This window comes from Pseudomonas fluorescens HK44, assembly GCF_000217955.3.
GTDB classification, from domain to species: domain Bacteria; phylum Pseudomonadota; class Gammaproteobacteria; order Pseudomonadales; family Pseudomonadaceae; genus Aquipseudomonas; species Aquipseudomonas fluorescens_AQ.
Window position 1 is genome coordinate 127460 of sequence record NZ_AFOY02000005.1, and the last position, 17644, is coordinate 145103.

Annotated in this window: 14 protein-coding genes and 2 pseudogenes; 10 read left to right on the forward strand and 6 right to left on the reverse strand. The window is 58.2% G+C overall.

The genetic code is table 11. The annotated features are described in order from the left end of the window. Positions 1-213 precede the first annotated feature (213 nt). Both HK44_RS05325 and HK44_RS05330 read left to right on the forward strand, forming a co-directional pair. A complete protein-coding gene (locus HK44_RS05325; protein WP_019693594.1) occupies positions 214-2952 on the forward strand; it encodes a LuxR C-terminal-related transcriptional regulator in 2739 nt (912 codons plus the stop codon). 202 nt (positions 2953-3154) lie between these two features. Then, positions 3155-3655 (forward strand): methylated-DNA--[protein]-cysteine S-methyltransferase, encoded by a 501-nt coding sequence (locus HK44_RS05330; protein ID WP_019693593.1) that lies wholly within the window; start codon positions 3155-3157, stop codon positions 3653-3655. 214 nt (positions 3656-3869) lie between these two features. Here HK44_RS05330 and HK44_RS05335 read toward each other — a convergent pair whose 3' ends face one another. Then, complete coding sequence (locus tag HK44_RS05335) at positions 3870-5300, reverse strand: IS1182 family transposase (RefSeq protein WP_024264657.1); 1431 nt, start codon at positions 5298-5300, stop codon at positions 3870-3872. Positions 5301-5555: 255 nt separating this feature from the next. Between HK44_RS05335 and HK44_RS05340 the strand changes: the two genes are divergently transcribed. The 5 genes and pseudogenes from HK44_RS05340 (at position 5556) to HK44_RS05360 (ending at position 8910) form a co-directional block, all read left to right on the forward strand. Continuing rightward, positions 5556-6416: a CAP domain-containing protein gene (locus HK44_RS05340; RefSeq protein ID WP_019693592.1), complete on the forward strand. Its 861-nt coding sequence runs from the start codon at positions 5556-5558 to the stop codon at positions 6414-6416. Positions 6417-6465: 49 nt separating this feature from the next. Next, positions 6466-6591: pseudogene (locus HK44_RS05345) on the forward strand (3-oxoacyl-ACP reductase); the annotation flags it as partial. A gap of 238 nt (positions 6592-6829) precedes the next feature. Next, complete coding sequence (locus HK44_RS05350; protein WP_019693591.1) at positions 6830-7201, forward strand: DUF6124 family protein; 372 nt, start codon at positions 6830-6832, stop codon at positions 7199-7201. Positions 7202-7420: 219 nt separating this feature from the next. Beyond that, on the forward strand, positions 7421-8065 hold the full coding sequence (locus HK44_RS05355; RefSeq protein WP_019693590.1) for an MBL fold metallo-hydrolase: 645 nt from the start codon (positions 7421-7423) through the stop codon (positions 8063-8065). Positions 8066-8181: 116 nt separating this feature from the next. Then, a complete protein-coding gene (locus tag HK44_RS05360; protein ID WP_019693589.1) occupies positions 8182-8910 on the forward strand; it encodes an OmpA family protein in 729 nt (242 codons plus the stop codon). A 253-nt stretch (positions 8911-9163) separates the two neighbouring features. Here HK44_RS05360 and HK44_RS05365 read toward each other — a convergent pair. Then, positions 9164-10379: pseudogene (locus HK44_RS05365) on the reverse strand (ISL3 family transposase). Between the two features lie 119 nt (positions 10380-10498). Continuing rightward, on the reverse strand, positions 10499-10936 hold the full coding sequence (locus tag HK44_RS05370; RefSeq protein ID WP_019693588.1) for a YhcB family protein: 438 nt from the start codon (positions 10934-10936) through the stop codon (positions 10499-10501). Between the two features lie 146 nt (positions 10937-11082). Here HK44_RS05370 and HK44_RS05375 point away from each other — a divergent pair, with 146 nt between their 5' ends. From HK44_RS05375 to zapE, 3 genes are all read left to right on the forward strand, one after another. Beyond that, a complete protein-coding gene (locus HK44_RS05375) occupies positions 11083-11712 on the forward strand; it encodes an alpha/beta hydrolase (RefSeq protein ID WP_019693587.1) in 630 nt (209 codons plus the stop codon). Between the two features lie 24 nt (positions 11713-11736). Further along, positions 11737-13092, forward strand: coding sequence for a tryptophan--tRNA ligase (locus HK44_RS05380; RefSeq protein WP_019693586.1), 1356 nt, complete (start codon positions 11737-11739; stop codon positions 13090-13092). 90 nt (positions 13093-13182) lie between these two features. Further along, a complete protein-coding gene (gene zapE / locus HK44_RS05385; protein WP_019693585.1) occupies positions 13183-14277 on the forward strand; it encodes a cell division protein ZapE in 1095 nt (364 codons plus the stop codon). Between the two features lie 51 nt (positions 14278-14328). On the opposite strand, the gene HK44_RS05390 is transcribed toward zapE, so the two are convergent. The 3 genes from HK44_RS05390 to HK44_RS05400 form a co-directional block, all read right to left on the reverse strand. Continuing rightward, positions 14329-15324 (reverse strand): asparaginase, encoded by a 996-nt coding sequence (locus HK44_RS05390; RefSeq protein ID WP_019693584.1) that lies wholly within the window; start codon positions 15322-15324, stop codon positions 14329-14331. Positions 15325-15425: 101 nt separating this feature from the next. Continuing rightward, positions 15426-16646, reverse strand: a complete 1221-nt coding sequence (locus HK44_RS05395) for a membrane protein (protein WP_019693583.1) — start codon at positions 16644-16646, stop codon at positions 15426-15428. Positions 16647-16662: 16 nt separating this feature from the next. Beyond that, positions 16663-17550: a nitrilase family protein gene (locus HK44_RS05400; protein ID WP_024264765.1), complete on the reverse strand. Its 888-nt coding sequence runs from the start codon at positions 17548-17550 to the stop codon at positions 16663-16665. Positions 17551-17644 lie beyond the last annotated feature (94 nt).

Here is a 17644-nt window from a genome sequence, read left to right on the forward strand (position 1 = left end):
TCGTAGCACAGAGGCTGCATCCTCGAAAAACGCCCCGACTGGTTCGGGGCGTTTTTTTTGTCTCAAAAAAAGATCGGTGCATCACCAGCCCTGCAACTTTTGTTCGTAGTCTTTTTGTAGCCATTTGTAGCAGGAACCTTCAATCCGCTCCGGTTTACCGCTAGTCTGCGGACATCTGCAATGCCGACAACAGCACCTAAACAAGAGTTGGCTATGACTGACCTGTTCCGAATCCAAAGGCCATCCGGCGCGGCAATGCCTGTGCTGGAAGGGCGTTTTTACCGGCCCCCCTTGCCTGACAGCTATGTGCTGCGGCCTCGTCTGTGCGAGCGGCTGAGTGCCGGGTTGCAAGGGCGATTGCTGTTGGTCAGCGCGCCGGCGGGGTTCGGTAAAAGCTCATTGGCGGTGGAGTTCTGTCAGAGCCTGCCGGCGCATTGGCAAAGCCTCTGGCTGGGGTTGAGTCCGCGCGACAATGACCCCGGGCGCTTCCTCGAACGGCTGCTTGAAGGCCTGCAAAACTATTTTCCACAGCTGGGCAGCCAGGCCCTTGGCCTGCTGAAAATGCGTCAACGCCATCAACCGTTCGCCTTCGAAGAATGGCTGGACGGACTACTCGATGAGCTGGCCACTCACCTGTCACCGAGCACGCCGCTGTTGCTGGTTCTGGATGACTATCATTTGGCCCAGGGCCCGGTGCTCGATCGCTGCCTGCAGTTTTTCCTCAATCATTTACCCGATGGCCTGCTGGTGCTGGTGACCAGTCGCCAGCGTCCCGACTGGCACCTGGCGCGTTTGCGCCTGTCGCGGCAATTGCTTGAGCTGAGCGAACAGGACCTGCGCCTGACCCACGACGAATCCCGGGCCCTGCTGGATCGACACAGCAGTTCATTGCGTGGCGAGGCGCTGGAGAGTCTGATCCAGCGCAGCGAAGGCTGGGTTGCGGGGCTGCGTTTCTGGTTACTGGCCGCCTCCGAAGCGCGCAATGGCGGCGCGTTGCCGCAGCCGCTGCACGGTGGCGAAGGCTTGATACGCGACTACCTGCTTGAAGAGGTCATTGACTGCCTGCCCGCCGAGGTGCAGGCATTTCTGTACGACACCGCCCCGCAAGAGCGCTTTTGCAGCGAACTCTGCGACGCCGTGCGCGAAGCCCATGACAGCGCCGAGATCCTGCGCTTTTTGCTGTCCCATCAAGTGTTCCTGGTGCCGCTCGACGAGCACGGCCATTGGTACCGTTATCACCATCTGTTTTCCGACCTGTTGCGCAGCCGGCCGACCGCCAATGCCATGGTGCCCACCGCCAGCCTGCACCTGCGTGCCTGCCGCTGGTTCAACGCCCAGGGCTTGCTCGATGAAGCAGTGGAGCAGGCATTGCGCGCCGGGCACCTGGATGTAGCCGCGAACCTGGTGCAAAACCTTTCCGAAGAACAACTGTTGGCCGAACAGAACGTCGGCATGTTGTTGCGCTGGAAAATGGACTTGCCCGACAGCCTGCTGATCAGCACCCCGCGGCTGATCGTCCTGTACAGCTGGGCGCTGGGGCTGGCCTGCCAACTCGATGCGGCTGAAGAATTGGCCAGCCACTTGAGTCGGTTCCTGCCGGCACCGTCGGCCACCGCGCAGAAATCCATGTTGGCGCAATGGCTGGCGCTCAGCGGGATCGTCGCCCGTGGTCGCGGTCAGCGCGAACTGACGCTGCGCTATTGCACCGAAGCGCTGGAGAGCCTGCCGCACAAACGCTACGGGCAGCGCTTGATGTGCCTGTCGACCTTGTCCAACCTGGCGATCGCCGACGCGGATCTGTGGCGCGCCCGAGGGTTGAACCGTGAGTCGCTGGAACTGGCGCAACGGGTCGGTAATCCGCTGTTCGAGGCGCTGGCCCATTACGACCGCGCCCGGGTGCTGCAAGCGCGTGGGGAAATTCTCCGTTCGCTGGATGAAGTGCATCAGGGCCAGCAACGTTTGCAGGGTTTATCGTCGCAGCGGTTGTACGCAGTTCGCGCACGCCTGACCTTGTACGAAGGTTTCCTGCTGACCCAGCGCTTGCAACCCGAGGCCGGACTGGCGCGATTGCGCACGGGGCTGAATGAAGCACGGGCTTGTCGCGATATCAGCGTGCTGATCGGTCATTGTGTGATCGCCAAGCTTGAGGGCAGCAACGGCGAATTCGCCCGGGCGTTTGCCGAACTGGCCGAGGCCGAACGGCTGATGCACATCTGGGACGTGCCACCGATTTACTACCTGGCGATGATCACGCTGGTGAAATGCGAGCTGTGGCTGGCTCAGGGCCGCACCGATCTGGCCGAAGCCTGGCTGGCGCGACTTGGTCAGACCTACAACGGCGAGCACGCTGCGGCACCACCGGAGTTTCATCCGCAAATGCCGCTGCACATCGAATTGCAACAAGCGCTGCTGGAGTCCATCCAAGGGCAACCGATGCTGGCCGAAGGGCGTTTGAACGCACTGCTGGAACATGGGCAGAAGACCGGAAGGCAGATGCTCAGCGTGATGGTGTTGAATCAGAAGGTGGCTCTGCTGCTGAACAATGGCCGTGAAGCCGAAGCGCGCCAGGCCTTGGGGCTGGCCTTCGAGGCGGCGGCCGGTGGCGTCCTGCAACCCTTTGGTGGGTTACTGAGCGAACGTCCGGACTGGTTGCGTGAGCAACTGGCGCAGTGTCCGGCCGGTGCACTGCGTGAGAGCCTGATCGAGCGCTTGCCCCAAGCCGCTGTCCGCGAGACGGTTGAGCCGCAGCACCCCAGCGAAGCCCTCAGCGTCCGCGAACAGGCAGTCCTGCAATTGATCGCCCAAGGCTGCTCGAACCAGGAAATCAGCGATCAGCTGTTTATCTCGCTGCACACCGTCAAAACCCACGCCAGCCACATCAATAGCAAACTCGGTGTCGAACGCCGCACCCAGGCCGTGGCTCGGGCCAAGGAATTAGGGTTGTTGGTGTAAGCGCCCTCACCACAGTTGATTGATCGTTCCCACGCTGCGTGGGAATGATCATCCACACACCCACCTCACTCAATTCAACCGCAAGAAACGTAGTTCTTGCGTTTGAACACTGAATTACCGTGAATACGTCCTCTGACACAAATGAACGATCGCCTTCAATGTTCAACGACGTCTGAAGCCCCGTCGGATCAAGGAGTCAACCATGTCGTACGTATTCAAACTGATGAAATCCCCCGTCGGCACCCTCACCCTGGTCGCCAAAAGCAGCAAGCTCTGCGCGATCCTGTGGGAGAACGATAAGCCCGACCGCGTCCGCCTCGGTCCGCTACACGAAGATACCCACAGCCCGGTGTTGCTGGAAGCTGAGCGCCAACTTAATCAGTACTTTGCGGGTGAGCGTGATTGCTTTGAGCTGGAGCTTGATTTTGTCGGGACCGATTTTCAGCAAAAGGTTTGGCACGCGCTGTTGACCATTCCGTTTGGCGAGACGCGCAGTTATAGCCAGATTGCCCAGCAGATTGGTAACCCGAAAGCGGTTCGGGCGGTGGGGGCAGCGAATGGGAAGAATCCGATTTCGATTGTTGCGCCGTGCCATCGGGTGATTGGGGCTTCGGGGAGTTTGACCGGGTTTGCGGGTGGGTTGGGGGTGAAGGAGTTTTTGTTGACGCTGGAGGGGAAGGAGACGTTGCAGTTGGCTTTTTGACGGGGAAAACGGGCCGCTTACGACTCAAAGCTACTGTTGGCCAAAGGCAGAAATCGGCCCAGAGTGTGTAAAAACGCTTTCGTATATCGAGTGCGTCAACCAGGCGTTCCTGGGCGATGCGATTGCCCAAGCGTTTTCCGTGATAAGCATTACTGACGTTCCAAAGCGGTTATGTAGCGGTTTAGCGCCTTCTGGGGCTGAGAAAACCGAGACTTTACGCCCTCATCGCCTTCAGCAAGCTTGCTGTACCGATAATGCTCATAACCCGCTTCATGTTGTAGGCGAGTACATTCAGACTCATCTCCGCGCTTACCCCGACCAGTTTGCGCGTCAGGAAATGCGTTGAGCCCATCCATTGTTTGAGCGTCCCGAAGGGATGCTCAACTGTCCTTTTTCGGATTCGCATCATGTCCGGTGCATGGTTCAACCGACGCTGCATTTCCTCCAGCACCGCTTCATGTTCCCAGCGTCTTACTCGACGATTTTTGCTCGGTGTGCACTGCGTTTTCAGCGCGCAGCCCTGGCATTTCGAACTCCAATAACAGTGCATATTCATGCCTTTCTCAATACTGGAGAAGCGCCAGGGCAGCGCCTCTCCCGCCGGACAGATGTATTCGTTTTTCGTCGCGTCATAAACGAAAGCATCTTTGTTGAATCGACCATCCGCCTTGGCGCTTGAAGTCATCGGCTTTGGCACGTAGGCAGTGATGTCCGCGTCGTGACAGGCAAGGATTTCTTCACTCTTGAAGTAACCTCGGTCAGCTACCACCGCCAGCGTTTCTGACGCCATGGCATCGCGAGCCTGCTTCGCCATCGAGCTGAGTTGATCGCGGTCGGAACCGAAGTTGGTGACCTCATGAGCAACGATCAAATGGTTCTGGGTATCAACCGCTGTTTGCACGTTGTAGCCGACGATTCCCGTGCCGCGCGTCATCATGGAGCGGGCGTCTGGATCGGTCAGTGAGACCTGTTTATCCGGCGATTCGTTGAGCTGGATTTCTATCGCTTGAAGCTCTTTCATTTGCGTCTTCAGCTTGGCGATTTTCTCTTCCAGCCGCACGGCGTTGGGCTCGGAGGCTGTTGGTTCTTGCCGATCGGCAGCATCGAGTGCCGTCAGATAACGGTTGATGCTCGATTCAATTTCTTCCATTCGCCGCTTCAGTTTGGCGCTGGTGAAATTGCGGTCGCGGTTGTTGACTGCTTTGAATTTACTGCCGTCGATGGCGACCAGATTTTCTCCAAACAGTCCCAACTGCTGACACAGCACAACGAACTGGCGACAGACGCCTCGGATGGCCTTGCTGTTGTCTTTTCGGAAGCTGGCGATGGTCTTGAAATCCGGCATCAAACGCCCCGTCAACCACATCAGCTCGACGTTGCGCTGGGCTTCTCGCTCCAAACGGCGGCTCGACTGGATGCGGTTGAGATAGCCGTAGATGTAGATCTTCAGCAGGATCGCAGGGTGATAAGCAGGCCGGCCAGTATCAGCTGGAATGGCACTTTCAAAACCCAGATTGACCAGGTCGAGTTCGTCGACAAAGACGTCGACTATGCGCACCGGATTGGTATCGCATACGTAGTCGTCGAGGCTCTCGGGGAGTAAGGTGCCTTGGCCTCGATGTTCACCTTGGATAAAGCGCTTCATGGGCGATCCCTGCAATGAAATCCACAGAAATCATAGCAAGGGTTCGCGAAGGTGTTTTTACACACTCTGGGCCAGGAGCGGACGCACGACTCCAACAATAAATTCCCCCCGTTGCTCGTGAAACTTGTGTTGAGGCCCACAGTCTTAGCCCAGCCTTGGAATCCATTTGCGAGCCAATACAGCGAAACGCTCTGCGGTCATTCCTCAGCCCACTATCGCCATTACCGTCGTCATCCCATCAGAGCCGCCCGCCTCATGCGCCAGACCGTTCGCTCCTCCTGCGTTTTCTCGCTCTGCCTTATTCCTTTGCTCCCCCTGTTCGCCAGTCCCGCCCATGCCGGCGGGGAAAGGCAACTGGTGGAGTACATCAACGACTACCGCGCCCAACCGCAGCGCTGCGCGGGGCGTACGGTCCAAGCCTTGACGCCGCTGGCTCTGAAGTCGAACCTGGCCTTGCCGATCGGCTATGGAGGCGTTACGCGGGAGACGTTGAAGGATTCCGGCTATCAGGCGGTGTCTGTGCGGACTATCCGCTTGGTCGACGCTGAAGATGCCGAGGAGGCCTTTGACATGCTCGAGAGCCGCTACTGTGGGGCCCTGCTCGATACCCAGTTCGCCGATATTGGCGTGTATCGCGACGAGAGCGAATGGCAGGTGGTGCTAGCGCGGCCCTTGCTCGATGGGCATCTGGACGACCCCCGAGCGGCGGGCAAGACGTTGCTGGCAGAAGTCAACGCGGCACGGGCGAAACCGCGCCTGTGTGGTCGTCAGCGCTTCGCCGCTGCACCGCCGCTGACCTGGAATGCCGCCCTGGGGACAGCGGCGCAGGGGCACAGCCGGGCGATGGCCAACGACAATTACTTCGCGCACCAGGACCCCAACGGTGATATGCCGTGGGACCGAGCGAAGGCCGCCGGCTACGGTGGCCGACAGATCGGAGAGAACATCGCCGCCGGGCAGCGTTCGCCGGGCAAGGCTATGGAAGGCTGGCTGGCCAGCCCCGGGCATTGCGCCATTCTGATGAACCCGATGTTTACCCAGGTTGGCGCGGCCTATGCCGCGAACTCGCGTAGCGACAACGGCGTCTATTGGACGATGCTGTTCGGCGCGAAATGAGGAAATGGGGGACACCCGTTAGCCGGTCCTGCGTCAAGATCCAAAGCCTACCCACGAAGACTACGCTGCTGTGCTGTCGGTGAGCCTGAATGGTTTCTTCTACATCACCCAACTCGCCATCGCCGAGATGGAAAAACAAGGCAGCGGCCAAGTCGTCAGCATCACCACCAGTCTGACGTATTCAGCCGGTCGCGACCCGTTGGAAACGACCAACATAGGTAGTTCGATCAGTCCTAGGAGGCGGCTACAGAAATCCCACTTTCGGGAGAATTTTCCGACACCTTTCCAAGGTTGCCGGGTGGGAAGGTCTGTGGATAACCTCCAGGTGTCGCTGCCAATTCAGCGACCGGGTTTAGCGACCTGAACAGGTATAGGTGATACAGCACCCAAAAACTTTGTTTAGGAGCTTCACCATGCACAAGGTCACTCCCGATTCCGTAGAAACCCTCGGCACTTCCCCTTACGCCTCCACCGACTCCAAAAAACTCCACGACGCCGCCGAGCGGGCGCTGGATCATTACCTTAAGCCGCCGTTTGTTCAGGCGCCGCTGTCCGATAAGCGTCCTTCCAATATTTTTACGGTGATTCCTGATCTGGATAACGAGACGCTGCTGGCGCATGCCTCGGAAACGTTGGCGTCGCTGAATGTGATGGCCAGTGATTTGGCGTTTGAGCTGGAAGGCACGCGTCGGCCTGTGGCGTTGGCGATTCAGCAGATGATTTCGTTGGGGGAGTTGTTGGTGAATCGGGCGTTGGATAATTTTGATCAGCCGGAGGCGCCGTAGCACCGCGTTATGGTGAGTGGCTTTTGTGGCGAGGGGGCTTGCCCCCGTCGGGCTGCGAAGCGGCCCCAAAACCTGCTATCGGGTTGCATCAGGCACATTGCGTTTAGCGGATTTGCGAGTGCTTCGCGCTCGAACGGGGGCAAGCCCCCTCGCCACGGGTTGGGTGTTCAGTCTTTGGGGCTGTGCCAGAATAGGCGATCCATTTTTTCAGGAACGCCCATGGACGCTGCCAAACCCGCTCTGATCCGCGAAACCTTCCCCGTCGGCCCTTTGCAGTGCAACTGCACGATCATCGGTGATCCGATCACCAAGAAGGCCATCGTTGTCGATCCGGGTGGCAATCATGAGTTGATTCTGGCGCGGCTGGAGGCGTTGGGGTTGAAGGTGGTGAGCATCATTCATACGCATGCGCACCTGGATCACTTCCTGGCGTCGGGCCAGTTGAAGGAGAAAACCGGCGCCACGTTGCACCTGCATAAAGAGGATCAGTTCCTTTGGGACAATCTGGAGATGCAGTGCCAGATGTTCCGGGTGCCGTACACGCCGGTGCCGTCGCCGGATGTTTGGTTGGCCGATGATGAAGAGTTGGCCTGCGGCTGTGGCGTGGCGTTGCACACGCCGGGGCATACACCGGGTTCCATGAGCTTTTGGTTTTCAGAGGCTAAGCTGCTGATTGCCGGTGACACGCTGTTTCGTCGCGGGGTAGGGCGTACGGACTTGTGGGGCGGTGATCAGGCGACCATCGTGCGTTCGATCAAGCAGCGTCTGTACACCCTTGATGAAGAGGCGACAGTCATAACCGGACACGGTCCCGATACGCGTCTGGGCGATGAAATGCGTGAAAATCCTTTTGTGCGGGCCTGATTTTCCGGGCTGCGGAACGACCTGACGGAATTTTTGCCGCAGGTCGTGTTCCAACGCCCGCACGGGTCTTTTGCCAACGTCCGTTGCACCACAGAATGTAAAAGTAGGAGCTCTCCATGTTCACCTCGAGTCGTTTGATTATTGTCGCTACTGCCGTGGCCATGCTGGCCGGCTGTGCGAACCAGAACCCGTATGACAATCAGGGTCAGGCCGACAGCGGTTCCACGGGCATGAGCAAAACCGCCAAGTACGGCGGCCTGGGTGCGCTGGCCGGTGCTTTGGCCGGTGCTGCCATCGACCACAACAACCGTGGCAAAGGCGCGCTGATTGGCGCCGCCGTTGTGGGTGCTTCCGCTGCCGGTTACGGTTACTACGCCGACCAGCAGGAAAAGAAACTGCGCGCCAGCATGGCCAACACCGGGGTTGAAGTGCAGCGTCAGGGCGATCAGATCAAGCTGATCATGCCGGGCAACATCACGTTCGGTACCGATTCGGCGGACATCGCGCCAAGCTTCTACCAGCCGCTGAACAACCTGGCCGGTTCGCTTAAAGAGTTCAGCCAGAACCAGATTGAAATCGTCGGCTACACTGACAGCACCGGCAGCCGCCAGCACAACATGGACTTGTCCCAGCGTCGTGCTCAAAGCGTGGCAACCTACCTGACGTCGCAAGGTGTCAGCGGTGCCAACCTGTCGGCGCGTGGTGCCGGTCCGGATAGCCCGATTGCCAGCAACGCGGATGTCAATGGTCGGGCGCAGAACCGTCGTGTAGAGGTCAACCTCAAGGCGATTCCGGGTCAGCAGTATGGCCAGCCTGCCCAGCAGCAAGGTCAGCAATACCAGTAACAAAAAACCTGACTGAACCCCAGGTGTAAAAAGCCCGCCCGATTCTCAGCAGATCGGGTGGGCTTTTTTTTATTGTTGTCTGTTCGGGCCTCATCGCGAGCAGGCTCGCACACATTTGAATTTCAGTGACCACACGTTCTGCGACTAATGGAGATCCCCTGTGGGAGCGAGCCTGCTCGCGATGAGGCCCGCACAGGCGATCAAACCCTCAGCAACAAAAAAGCCCTCGGACATCATCTGTCCGAGGGCTTTTTTATGGTTCATCACGGATTACGGGAAAGACGCTCTTGATCTTCATGAAAAAGAACTCGCTATCCCGGTAACCGTACGCCATCCGCTTGATGACCTTTATTCGATTGTTTATTCCTTCCAACTGACCGGTGTGCATCGGCCAGCGAACCCGACTGACGATGCCCCGCCAGTAATCCTTTAGCCGTCTGGCGAACTGGATCAGGGCGGGTATCGCGCTTTCATGAGCATGGCGCAACCATTGCTTCCAGGCCGATCTCCAGCCCCAGGCGGTACTCGGCGTCCAGAGCGTTTTGAGTTCAGCCTTCATCAGATAGACCGTCATCAACGATTGGTTGGCCGCCAGTAAATCCTGTAAATGGACCTGTTGTTCCGGCGTTTTCAGGTTCTGCGGGTTACGCAGCAACAGCCATCGCGCCTGCTTGATGACCTTGCGAGCCGGCTTGTCATGACGCAGCCGGTTAGCCTCGTCGACGCGGACCCGATCAATCACCTCTCGGCCATATTTGGCTACCACATGAAAGAGGTCGTAGACCACTCGGGCTTTGGGGCAGTGCTGGCGAACCTCCAGATCAAAAGCGGTGTTCATGTCCATCGCTACCGCTTCGATTCGAGCACAACCCTCTGGTCCCAGTTCTTCGAAGAACGGTCTGACCGCCGCCCGGCTGCGGCCTTCGCCGATCCACAGCACTCGTCGTGTATCGGCATCCAGGACCACGCTGGCGTAGCGATGACCTTTGAACAGCGCGAACTCGTCCATTACCAGGCGTCGCGGTTGCGCCTTCGGCAGATTACTTAGCGCCGTTTGCAAGGCTCGACGCTCCAGCAACCGGACGGTGTCCCAATGCAGCCCAAACAGTTGAGCCACGTGTAGCGTGGGAAGGCGCTCACAGGCTTGAATGACCGCATCGGCCAAGCGGCGCGTCATGCGGGCATAGCGATCCAGCCAACTGACGGCTTCCATGCGTTTGCCACAGTCACGACAGCCAACCCGCCTGAGCAAAACGCTAAGGCGCACCGCGCGACCGAGAATGGGCAAATCACGAACGACTCGCTCGCAATACTCATGAGTGGTTGAACAGGGTTTTTGGCAGCCGCCACAGGAAGGGAATCGGGTAGCGTGGGGAGTCAGATCGATCTGTAGGGCGTCACCATCAGGCTTGATGTTGACGACAGAAAAAGCCCTCCCAAAAAGGAAGGAAAGTATTAATATCGCGCATAAGAACGCCGGTTTGTTAGATGTGTTTGCTCGCACGAACATCATCAATCAAATCGGCGTTCTTGTTTCTGTGTTCCCGGGATTCCGTGAAGAACCTTTTTTATGTCGCGTGAAACCGGGTTACTTTTTCAAGCCGTAATGCTCGTCGAGCATGCCGGGGGAGTTTGGCATTTTCGGCGCGTAATCGCGTGGTGGCTCCTGATTGCGTGGCGGCGTCAGGCGTTCCCGTGGTGCTTGCACGGCGGCATCGGAGTGCAGGGCGGCCAGCAGGCGTTGGCGAGTCTGTTCGTCCAGGGCCAGGCGGTTGGCACCCTCGGCGAGGTGGTCTTGCACTTCCTGATAGCTCTGAGTGAGCTTCTTGACCAGCGTTGCGGTGCTGTTGAAGTGGGTGACCACTTCATTCTGATAGCGGTCAAAACGTTCCTGAATGTCATCCAGCTGTCGTTGCGTGCTGCTAGGCGCGGCATTCGGCAGAAGGCGGGCAACCAGGAATCCAATGGCGACACCGGCAACCAGGGCAAGAGTCGGCAACAACCAAACTAAGAGCGAGTGTTCCACGAGTCCTTCCTCTATAAACGGCTTTGCTTTACGTTAACGGCTCGGACCTGCGCTGTATACCGCGACGAGATCGCAATCATGCCAGGCACAGACATTTAGCTAGACGAGTCGACCCTTCGAGAGGTCACGGAGTTCCTTCCTTGCTTATGCGTGAAACCCCTGTATTGATTGATGGCCCGGTGGGCCAACTGGAAGCCTTGTACCTGGACTCCCCCGAGCCACGTGGCCTGGCGCTGATCTGTCACCCCAATCCGGTGCAGGGCGGCACCATGCTCAATAAAGTCGTTTCGACCTTGCAGCGCACGGCCCGCGACGCCGGTTTGATCACATTAAGATTTAATTACCGTGGCGTTGGCGCGAGCGCCGGCACGCATGACATGGGCACCGGCGAAGTCGATGACGCTCAAGCCGTGGCTGAATGGTTTCGCGCCAAACACCCCGGTTTGCCAATGACCCTGTTCGGTTTCTCGTTCGGTGGTTTCGTTGCGGCGAGCCTCGGCGGACGCCTGGAAGCCAAGGGCGAGCAGCTCAAGCACGTGTTCATGGTCGCGCCGGCGGTGATGCGTCTGGGCGATCAGGATCAGTTGCCGCAGCACGGCGAACTGACGCTGATCCAGCCAGAATCCGACGAAGTCATCGATCCGCAACGGGTTTACGATTGGTCTGACGCCCTCGATCGCCCCCATGAGCTGCTGAAAGTGGCAGAATGCGGACACTTTTTTCACGGCAAGCTGACCGATCTCAAGGATCTGATCCTGCCGCGCCTTTCGAATTGATTGCAGTCTGATAAGCGATTACCCATGACTACTCGTACGCGCATCCTCACCGGCATCACCACCACCGGCACCCCGCACCTGGGCAACTACGCCGGCGCGATCCGTCCGGCGATCCTCGCCAGTCTCGACAGCAATGCCGATTCGTTCTACTTCCTGGCCGACTACCACGCCCTGATCAAGTGCGATGACCCGCTGCGCATCCAGCGCTCGCGTCTGGAAATCGCCGCGACCTGGCTGGCCGGTGGTCTGGATGTGGACCGGGTAACGTTTTATCGTCAGTCCGACATCCCGGAAATCCCTGAGCTGACCTGGCTGCTGACCTGCGTCGCCGCCAAGGGCCTGCTCAACCGTGCGCACGCCTACAAGGCCTCGGTGGACAAGAACGTCGAAGCCGGTGAAGACCCGGACGCCGGCATCACCATGGGCTTGTACAGCTACCCGGTGCTGATGGCGGCGGACATTCTGATGTTCAACGCGCACAAGGTTCCGGTCGGTCGCGATCAGATCCAGCACGTGGAAATGGCCCGCGACATCGGCCAGCGCTTCAACCACTTGTTTGGCCAGGGCAAAGAATTCTTCACCATGCCGGAGGCGCTGATCGAAGAAAGCGTCGCCACGCTGCCGGGCCTCGATGGCCGGAAGATGTCGAAAAGCTACGACAACACCATTCCGTTGTTCTCCAGCGCGAAAGAGATGAAGGACGCGATTTCGCGGATTGTTACCGACTCCCGCGCACCGGGCGAAGCCAAAGATCCGGACAATTCGCACCTGTTCACGCTGTTCCAGGCCTTCGCCACCCCGGCGCAGGCCGACGAGTTCCGCAGCGAACTGTTGCAGGGTCTGGGTTGGGGCGAGGCGAAGAATCGTCTGTTCCAACTGCTGGACAACGAGTTGGGCGAGTCCCGCGAGCGTTACTACCAACTGATCGAACGCCCGGCAGACCTCGAAGACATGCTGCAGCACGGTGCCAAGAAGGCTCGCGCCGTGGCCACGCCGTTCCTCAACGAGCTGCGTGAAGCGGTCGGCCTGCGCTCTTTCGTCAATCAGACGCACGTGGCGGCCACCACCAAGAAGAAAGCCGCGAAAGCCGCACGCTTCGTCAGCTTCCGTGAAGACGACGGCAGCTTCCGCTTCCGCCTGCTGGCGGCCGATGGCGAGCAACTGCTGCTGTCGCGCAACTTCGCTGACGGCAAAACCGCAGGCCAGGTGACCAAACAGCTGCAATCCGGGCAGGCGCTGGATGTTCGCAGTGAAGACCTGAGCTTCAGTGTCTGGCTCGAAGGCGAGTGCGTCGCCGACAGCCCGGCGTTCGCTGACAGCACCGCGCGTGATGTCGCCATCGACGCCTTGCGGGTGGCGCTGACGCCTGTTCAGGAATAATCAACGGTTCGGCCCGACCAAGGGCTGATTGCCATTCTCAAGGGTCGTCGCTACAGTGTCGGCCCGTTTTTGTTGCCTTGCTAACGAATTATGACGCCCCTAGAACGATATCAAGTTGATCTGAAACGCCCGGAATTCTTCCATGACGCCGCCCAGGAAACTGCCGTGCGTCATTTGCAGCGCCTGTACGACGACCTGGTCGCGGCCTCGCAGAACAAACCGGGCCTGCTCGGCAAACTGTTTGGCAAGAAGGACCAAGCGCCGGTCAAGGGCCTGTACTTCTGGGGCGGCGTAGGTCGCGGCAAGACTTACCTGGTCGACACCTTCTTTGAAGCGCTGCCGTTCAAGGAAAAGGTCCGCACTCACTTCCACCGCTTCATGAAGCGCGTGCACGAAGAGATGAAGACCCTCGGCGGCGAGAAAAACCCGCTGACCATCATCGCCAAGCGTTTCTCCGACGAAGCGCGGGTGATTTGTTTCGATGAGTTCTTCGTGTCCGACATCACCGACGCGATGATCCTCGGGACCTTGATGGAAGAGCTGTTCAAGAACGGCGTGACCCTGGTCGCCACCTCGAACATCGTGCCGGACGGTCTGTACAAGGACGGTCTGCAACGTGCGCGCTTTCTGCCAGCCATCGCGCTGATCAAGCAGAACACGGACATCGTCAACGTCGACAGCGGCGTCGACTACCGTCTGCGTCACCTTGAGCAAGCCGAGCTGTTCCACTCACCACTCGACGAAGCGTCCCACGAGAGCCTGCGCAAAAGCTTCCGCGCACTCACGCCGGAATGCACTCAGGCCATCGAAAACGATGTGCTGATGATCGAGAACCGTGAGATCCGTGCCGTGCGTACATGCGATGACGTGGCCTGGTTCGACTTCCGCGAACTGTGCGACGGCCCGCGTAGCCAGAACGACTACATCGAACTCGGCAAGATCTTCCACGCCGTGTTGCTCAGCGGTGTGGAGCAGATGAGCGTCACCACTGACGACATCGCCCGACGGTTTATCAACATGGTCGACGAGTTCTACGACCGTAACGTCAAGCTGATCATTTCCGCTGAAGTCGAGCTCAAAGACCTCTACACCGGCGGTCGCCTGAACTTCGAGTTCCAGCGCACCCTCAGCCGTCTGCTGGAAATGCAGTCCCACGAGTTCCTGGCGCGGGCGCACAAGCCGTAGGACGTTTCGGAAAATAAAAAAGGGCCTGCATTGCAGGCCCTTTTTTATGCGTCAGTTTTGAAACCGGATGTCGTCGTTGAGATAGTGGGTCAGCTCATCTAGTCGCTGGCAGCCAACAAGCAGCCAAAGCAGGATTCTGGCTTTGCGCGGACAGAGAAATCCAGCCATCGCTGCGCCTTTACGGATCAGATCCATCTCGCTGCCGATAAAGCCGTAGGAGGAGTGAGCGGTGGAGCCTGATCCGGTCCGGGTCGCAATGATGACCGGGATTTCTTTTGCGATTGCTTCGACGGCGTCTGCCCAGCGCTCTGAGACGTGTCCTGCGCCGAAACCAGCAATCACCAGCCCGTCGTAGCCCAGTTCGAGGATGTTTTCCAACATCAAGGTGTCGGCAGACAGAGACGCTTCCAGCATGGCAATCGTCTGTGTTGTCTGTTGTGGCAAGGGTAAAAGCTTCCGGCGGGACGGCTGGCGTAGATAACGGACGGTTCCCTCCAGGAGCATCCCTGCGGGACCCGCGACTGGGGAGGAAAACGCCTGCAACGCCAATGAATCGGTTTTGCGGACGACGTTCGCTTGGTGAATCTGGCCGTTCATTACCACTAGAACGCCTCGCTGACGGCTGTTTTCAGCCCGTGCGACTCGGCAAGCATCCAGCAGATTTGCCGGACCATCGGCCCCTGCCTGGGCAGCCGAACGCATGGCGCCGGTCAGGACCAGTGGTTCGTCGTGGTCCCATAAGTAATCGAAAAATGTTGCGGTTTCTTCGAGGGTGTCCGTGCCCTGAGTGATGACAACGCCAATAGCGCCTTGCTCAATCTGGTATCTCGCCCAGGAAAGGACGCTCAGCAAGAGCTCGAAATCCAGTGAGGCACTTGGGAATAGGCCGAGTGTTTCAACGGTCACCCGGGCCAGTTCCTTCAGTTCCGGTACTGAGGCCAGCAGGGTTTCACCGCTGACGGTCGGGATAACACCTTCACCAGCATGCCTGGCTTGCATGCTCACAGTACCGCCGAGCGCCGCAATAGCCAGTTTGGGGAGGTTCATGTCATACCTCGTTCGATTGGATGTGATTAAAAAGGTGGCTGTACCCGGTCTTGAGCGACAGGACTTCGGTACAGCCGAATGGGAGAGGTACGGCATGAAGTTTATTGGGTTATGAGGAACCCGATTAGCGGAACAATCAGCAAGGTGCTGATGGCCATGGACAGGACATTCCCTATGTAGGGGTGCATATCAGCCGGTAACCTCTTGGCGATCACGCACGCCAAAGGTGGGGCAATAAGCGCCCCTAGCAGCGCACTTGAACCTATTACCTGCCAACTGCCGCCATAGGTCAGAACCGCTGCCGGCACTACGGACACCAGCGGAATGTAGGTGGGATACCAGCCGCGCAATATCCATTGTCGACGCCAGATCACCACGCCTAAAGCTGACGTCAAAGCCTGCGCTCCGATCAGTTGTGGCAGCAAACCTGAGCCGTATACCGGACTCATGGGGTTCAAGGTGTAAGCCAGCAATGCTCCCAGTAACAGCCCGAGGCTGGCCAGTTCATTGCCAAAGAAGGGCGCTTCCGAAAAGTCTGCCAACACCCGGCGCAGGCTCCAGAAGATTCCGTAGTCGGGCGTCTTTGATAGGGCAGGTGTGGCCGCAGAATCGAATGGCTCCTCAGATGGGGCGGATTGCTCGGACTTCACCAGGCTCGGCACGTAGCGACAGAGCAGAAAGGCAAAGACGCTGGCGACGGCCATGCCCGTGACATTGCCGATCACGGCTGGCAGGCCCAGTGGATTGCAGACGTAGTTAACGATTAGTAGACACATCAGGGTGACAAGAATGGCACCCATGATGGCTCCGTTGATCGTCACTTTCCAGCCACCGCCAAACATCAGCACCATCGCCGCTGGCAGTGAAACAAAGGCTGCAAACGTCGGTTGCCAACGGGTGGCCGTGACCGTCCAGCCCCACAGCAGGTTACTTAGCAGCAGTCCAAGCAGCGAACTGGTGATCAGCCACGGCCATAGCCCGCTGCCATAGGAGATTGCAAAGCCTTGCCAGGATTTCCCCGTTCGATTGGCCCAGTAACCCAGATAGGCTCCCGCCAATAGTCCAATAGAGGCGAACTCGTGTTTGTAGAATGCAACCTCGCTGATGTCTCCCAGTACCCAGCGCAACCAGGCACTCGGCTCGGGGAGGCTCGTCACCATGTGACTGTAGTCTGGCCAATGGGCTGACCAGGAAGAACGGTTGGTGAGTGAAATCCAGAAAATCAGCAGTGTCGTGCCGATCATGAGGAGGATGATCGCAGTATCAAACGGCGATCTGCCGACAAGTCGATTCAGCCGATGTTTTTCGGTTGTGGTGTCCATGAGTGATGACCCCTTATCAGCGCGGGAGACAAGGGTGTTGGGTGTAACCAAGCATTTTATCGTAGAGATCGGCTCGACGATCGCGATGCAGATCGTTCAAGTTGTTCCAGATGGGCGCGCTACGGGAGCTGGTCAGGTCGATGTCGGCAAACAGGATTTCCTGCTTGTCCGCTGAAGCTACTGCGCCAATCGGCCAGCCATTGGTGCCGGCAATCAGTGAGCAGCCCAGGTATCGGGCACCTCGTTCTTCGCCGATCCGGCTGGCGGCTGCAATAAACACGTTGTTGACGTGAGCTGCCGTCATCGTCAGATACGAAGCCATGCATTTGCCGGCGTCATCGAACAGCGGCGGAGGCGTCCAGACCCAGTTGTTCAAACTGCAAATGATGTCCGCGCCTTGCTGACTCAGGATGCGCGGCACTTCCGGGAACCAGATATCCCAGCAGATCAACAATCCGATACGGCCTATTGGTGTATCAAAAACCGGGAAGCCCAGATCGCCTGGAGTGAACCAGAGTTTTTCCAGGTTCCACAAATGGGCTTTCCGATATTTCCCGATAAAACCGTCAGGTCCAACAAGAACACCGGTGTTGAAGAGCCGCATGCCGTCGCGTTCGGTTAGGCCGGCCACGAGGTAAACCTTGTGTTTGCAGGCGAAATCCATCCAGCTCTGCATGCTCGGTCCGCCGGGAACTGCCTCGGAATGGTCGAAAGCATCCTGCCGATTGCTGAAGAAATAGCCGGTATTTGTAAGCTCAGGCATAACGATGAGATTTGCCCCGCCATTGACCGCTTGTAGCGCCAGTTCCAGGCTGTGATGCAAATTCCCTTCACGATTCTCTATGCCGACTTGTGGGTCGAATTGCACGACTGCAACACGAACAGGACTCGTTGACTCACTCATTTACGCTGACCTCTTATTATTGTTTTTCAACCTGTGTAGTTGTGTGTTTATAAGAGTTGAACCGGTGAGTGAGCGAAAGTCAGCGGCTTCCGTT

Bases quoted from the DNA above. Each gene is read 5' to 3' on its own strand.
- HK44_RS05325 (WP_019693594.1), top strand. From the start codon at position 214: ATGACTGACCTGTTCCGAATCCAAAGGCCATCCGGCGCGGCAATGCCT.
- HK44_RS05330 (WP_019693593.1), top strand. From the start codon at position 3,155: ATGTCGTACGTATTCAAACTGATGAAATCCCCCGTCGGCACCCTCACC.
- HK44_RS05335 (WP_024264657.1), bottom strand. From the start codon at position 5,300: ATGAAGCGCTTTATCCAAGGTGAACATCGAGGCCAAGGCACCTTACTC.
- HK44_RS05340 (WP_019693592.1), top strand. From the start codon at position 5,556: ATGCGCCAGACCGTTCGCTCCTCCTGCGTTTTCTCGCTCTGCCTTATT.
- HK44_RS05350 (WP_019693591.1), top strand. From the start codon at position 6,830: ATGCACAAGGTCACTCCCGATTCCGTAGAAACCCTCGGCACTTCCCCT.
- HK44_RS05355 (WP_019693590.1), top strand. From the start codon at position 7,421: ATGGACGCTGCCAAACCCGCTCTGATCCGCGAAACCTTCCCCGTCGGC.
- HK44_RS05360 (WP_019693589.1), top strand. From the start codon at position 8,182: ATGTTCACCTCGAGTCGTTTGATTATTGTCGCTACTGCCGTGGCCATG.
- HK44_RS05375 (WP_019693587.1), top strand. From the start codon at position 11,083: ATGCGTGAAACCCCTGTATTGATTGATGGCCCGGTGGGCCAACTGGAA.
- HK44_RS05380 (WP_019693586.1), top strand. From the start codon at position 11,737: ATGACTACTCGTACGCGCATCCTCACCGGCATCACCACCACCGGCACC.
- zapE (WP_019693585.1), top strand. From the start codon at position 13,183: ATGACGCCCCTAGAACGATATCAAGTTGATCTGAAACGCCCGGAATTC.
- HK44_RS05390 (WP_019693584.1), bottom strand. From the start codon at position 15,324: ATGAACCTCCCCAAACTGGCTATTGCGGCGCTCGGCGGTACTGTGAGC.
- HK44_RS05395 (WP_019693583.1), bottom strand. From the start codon at position 16,646: ATGGACACCACAACCGAAAAACATCGGCTGAATCGACTTGTCGGCAGA.
- HK44_RS05400 (WP_024264765.1), bottom strand. From the start codon at position 17,550: ATGAGTGAGTCAACGAGTCCTGTTCGTGTTGCAGTCGTGCAATTCGAC.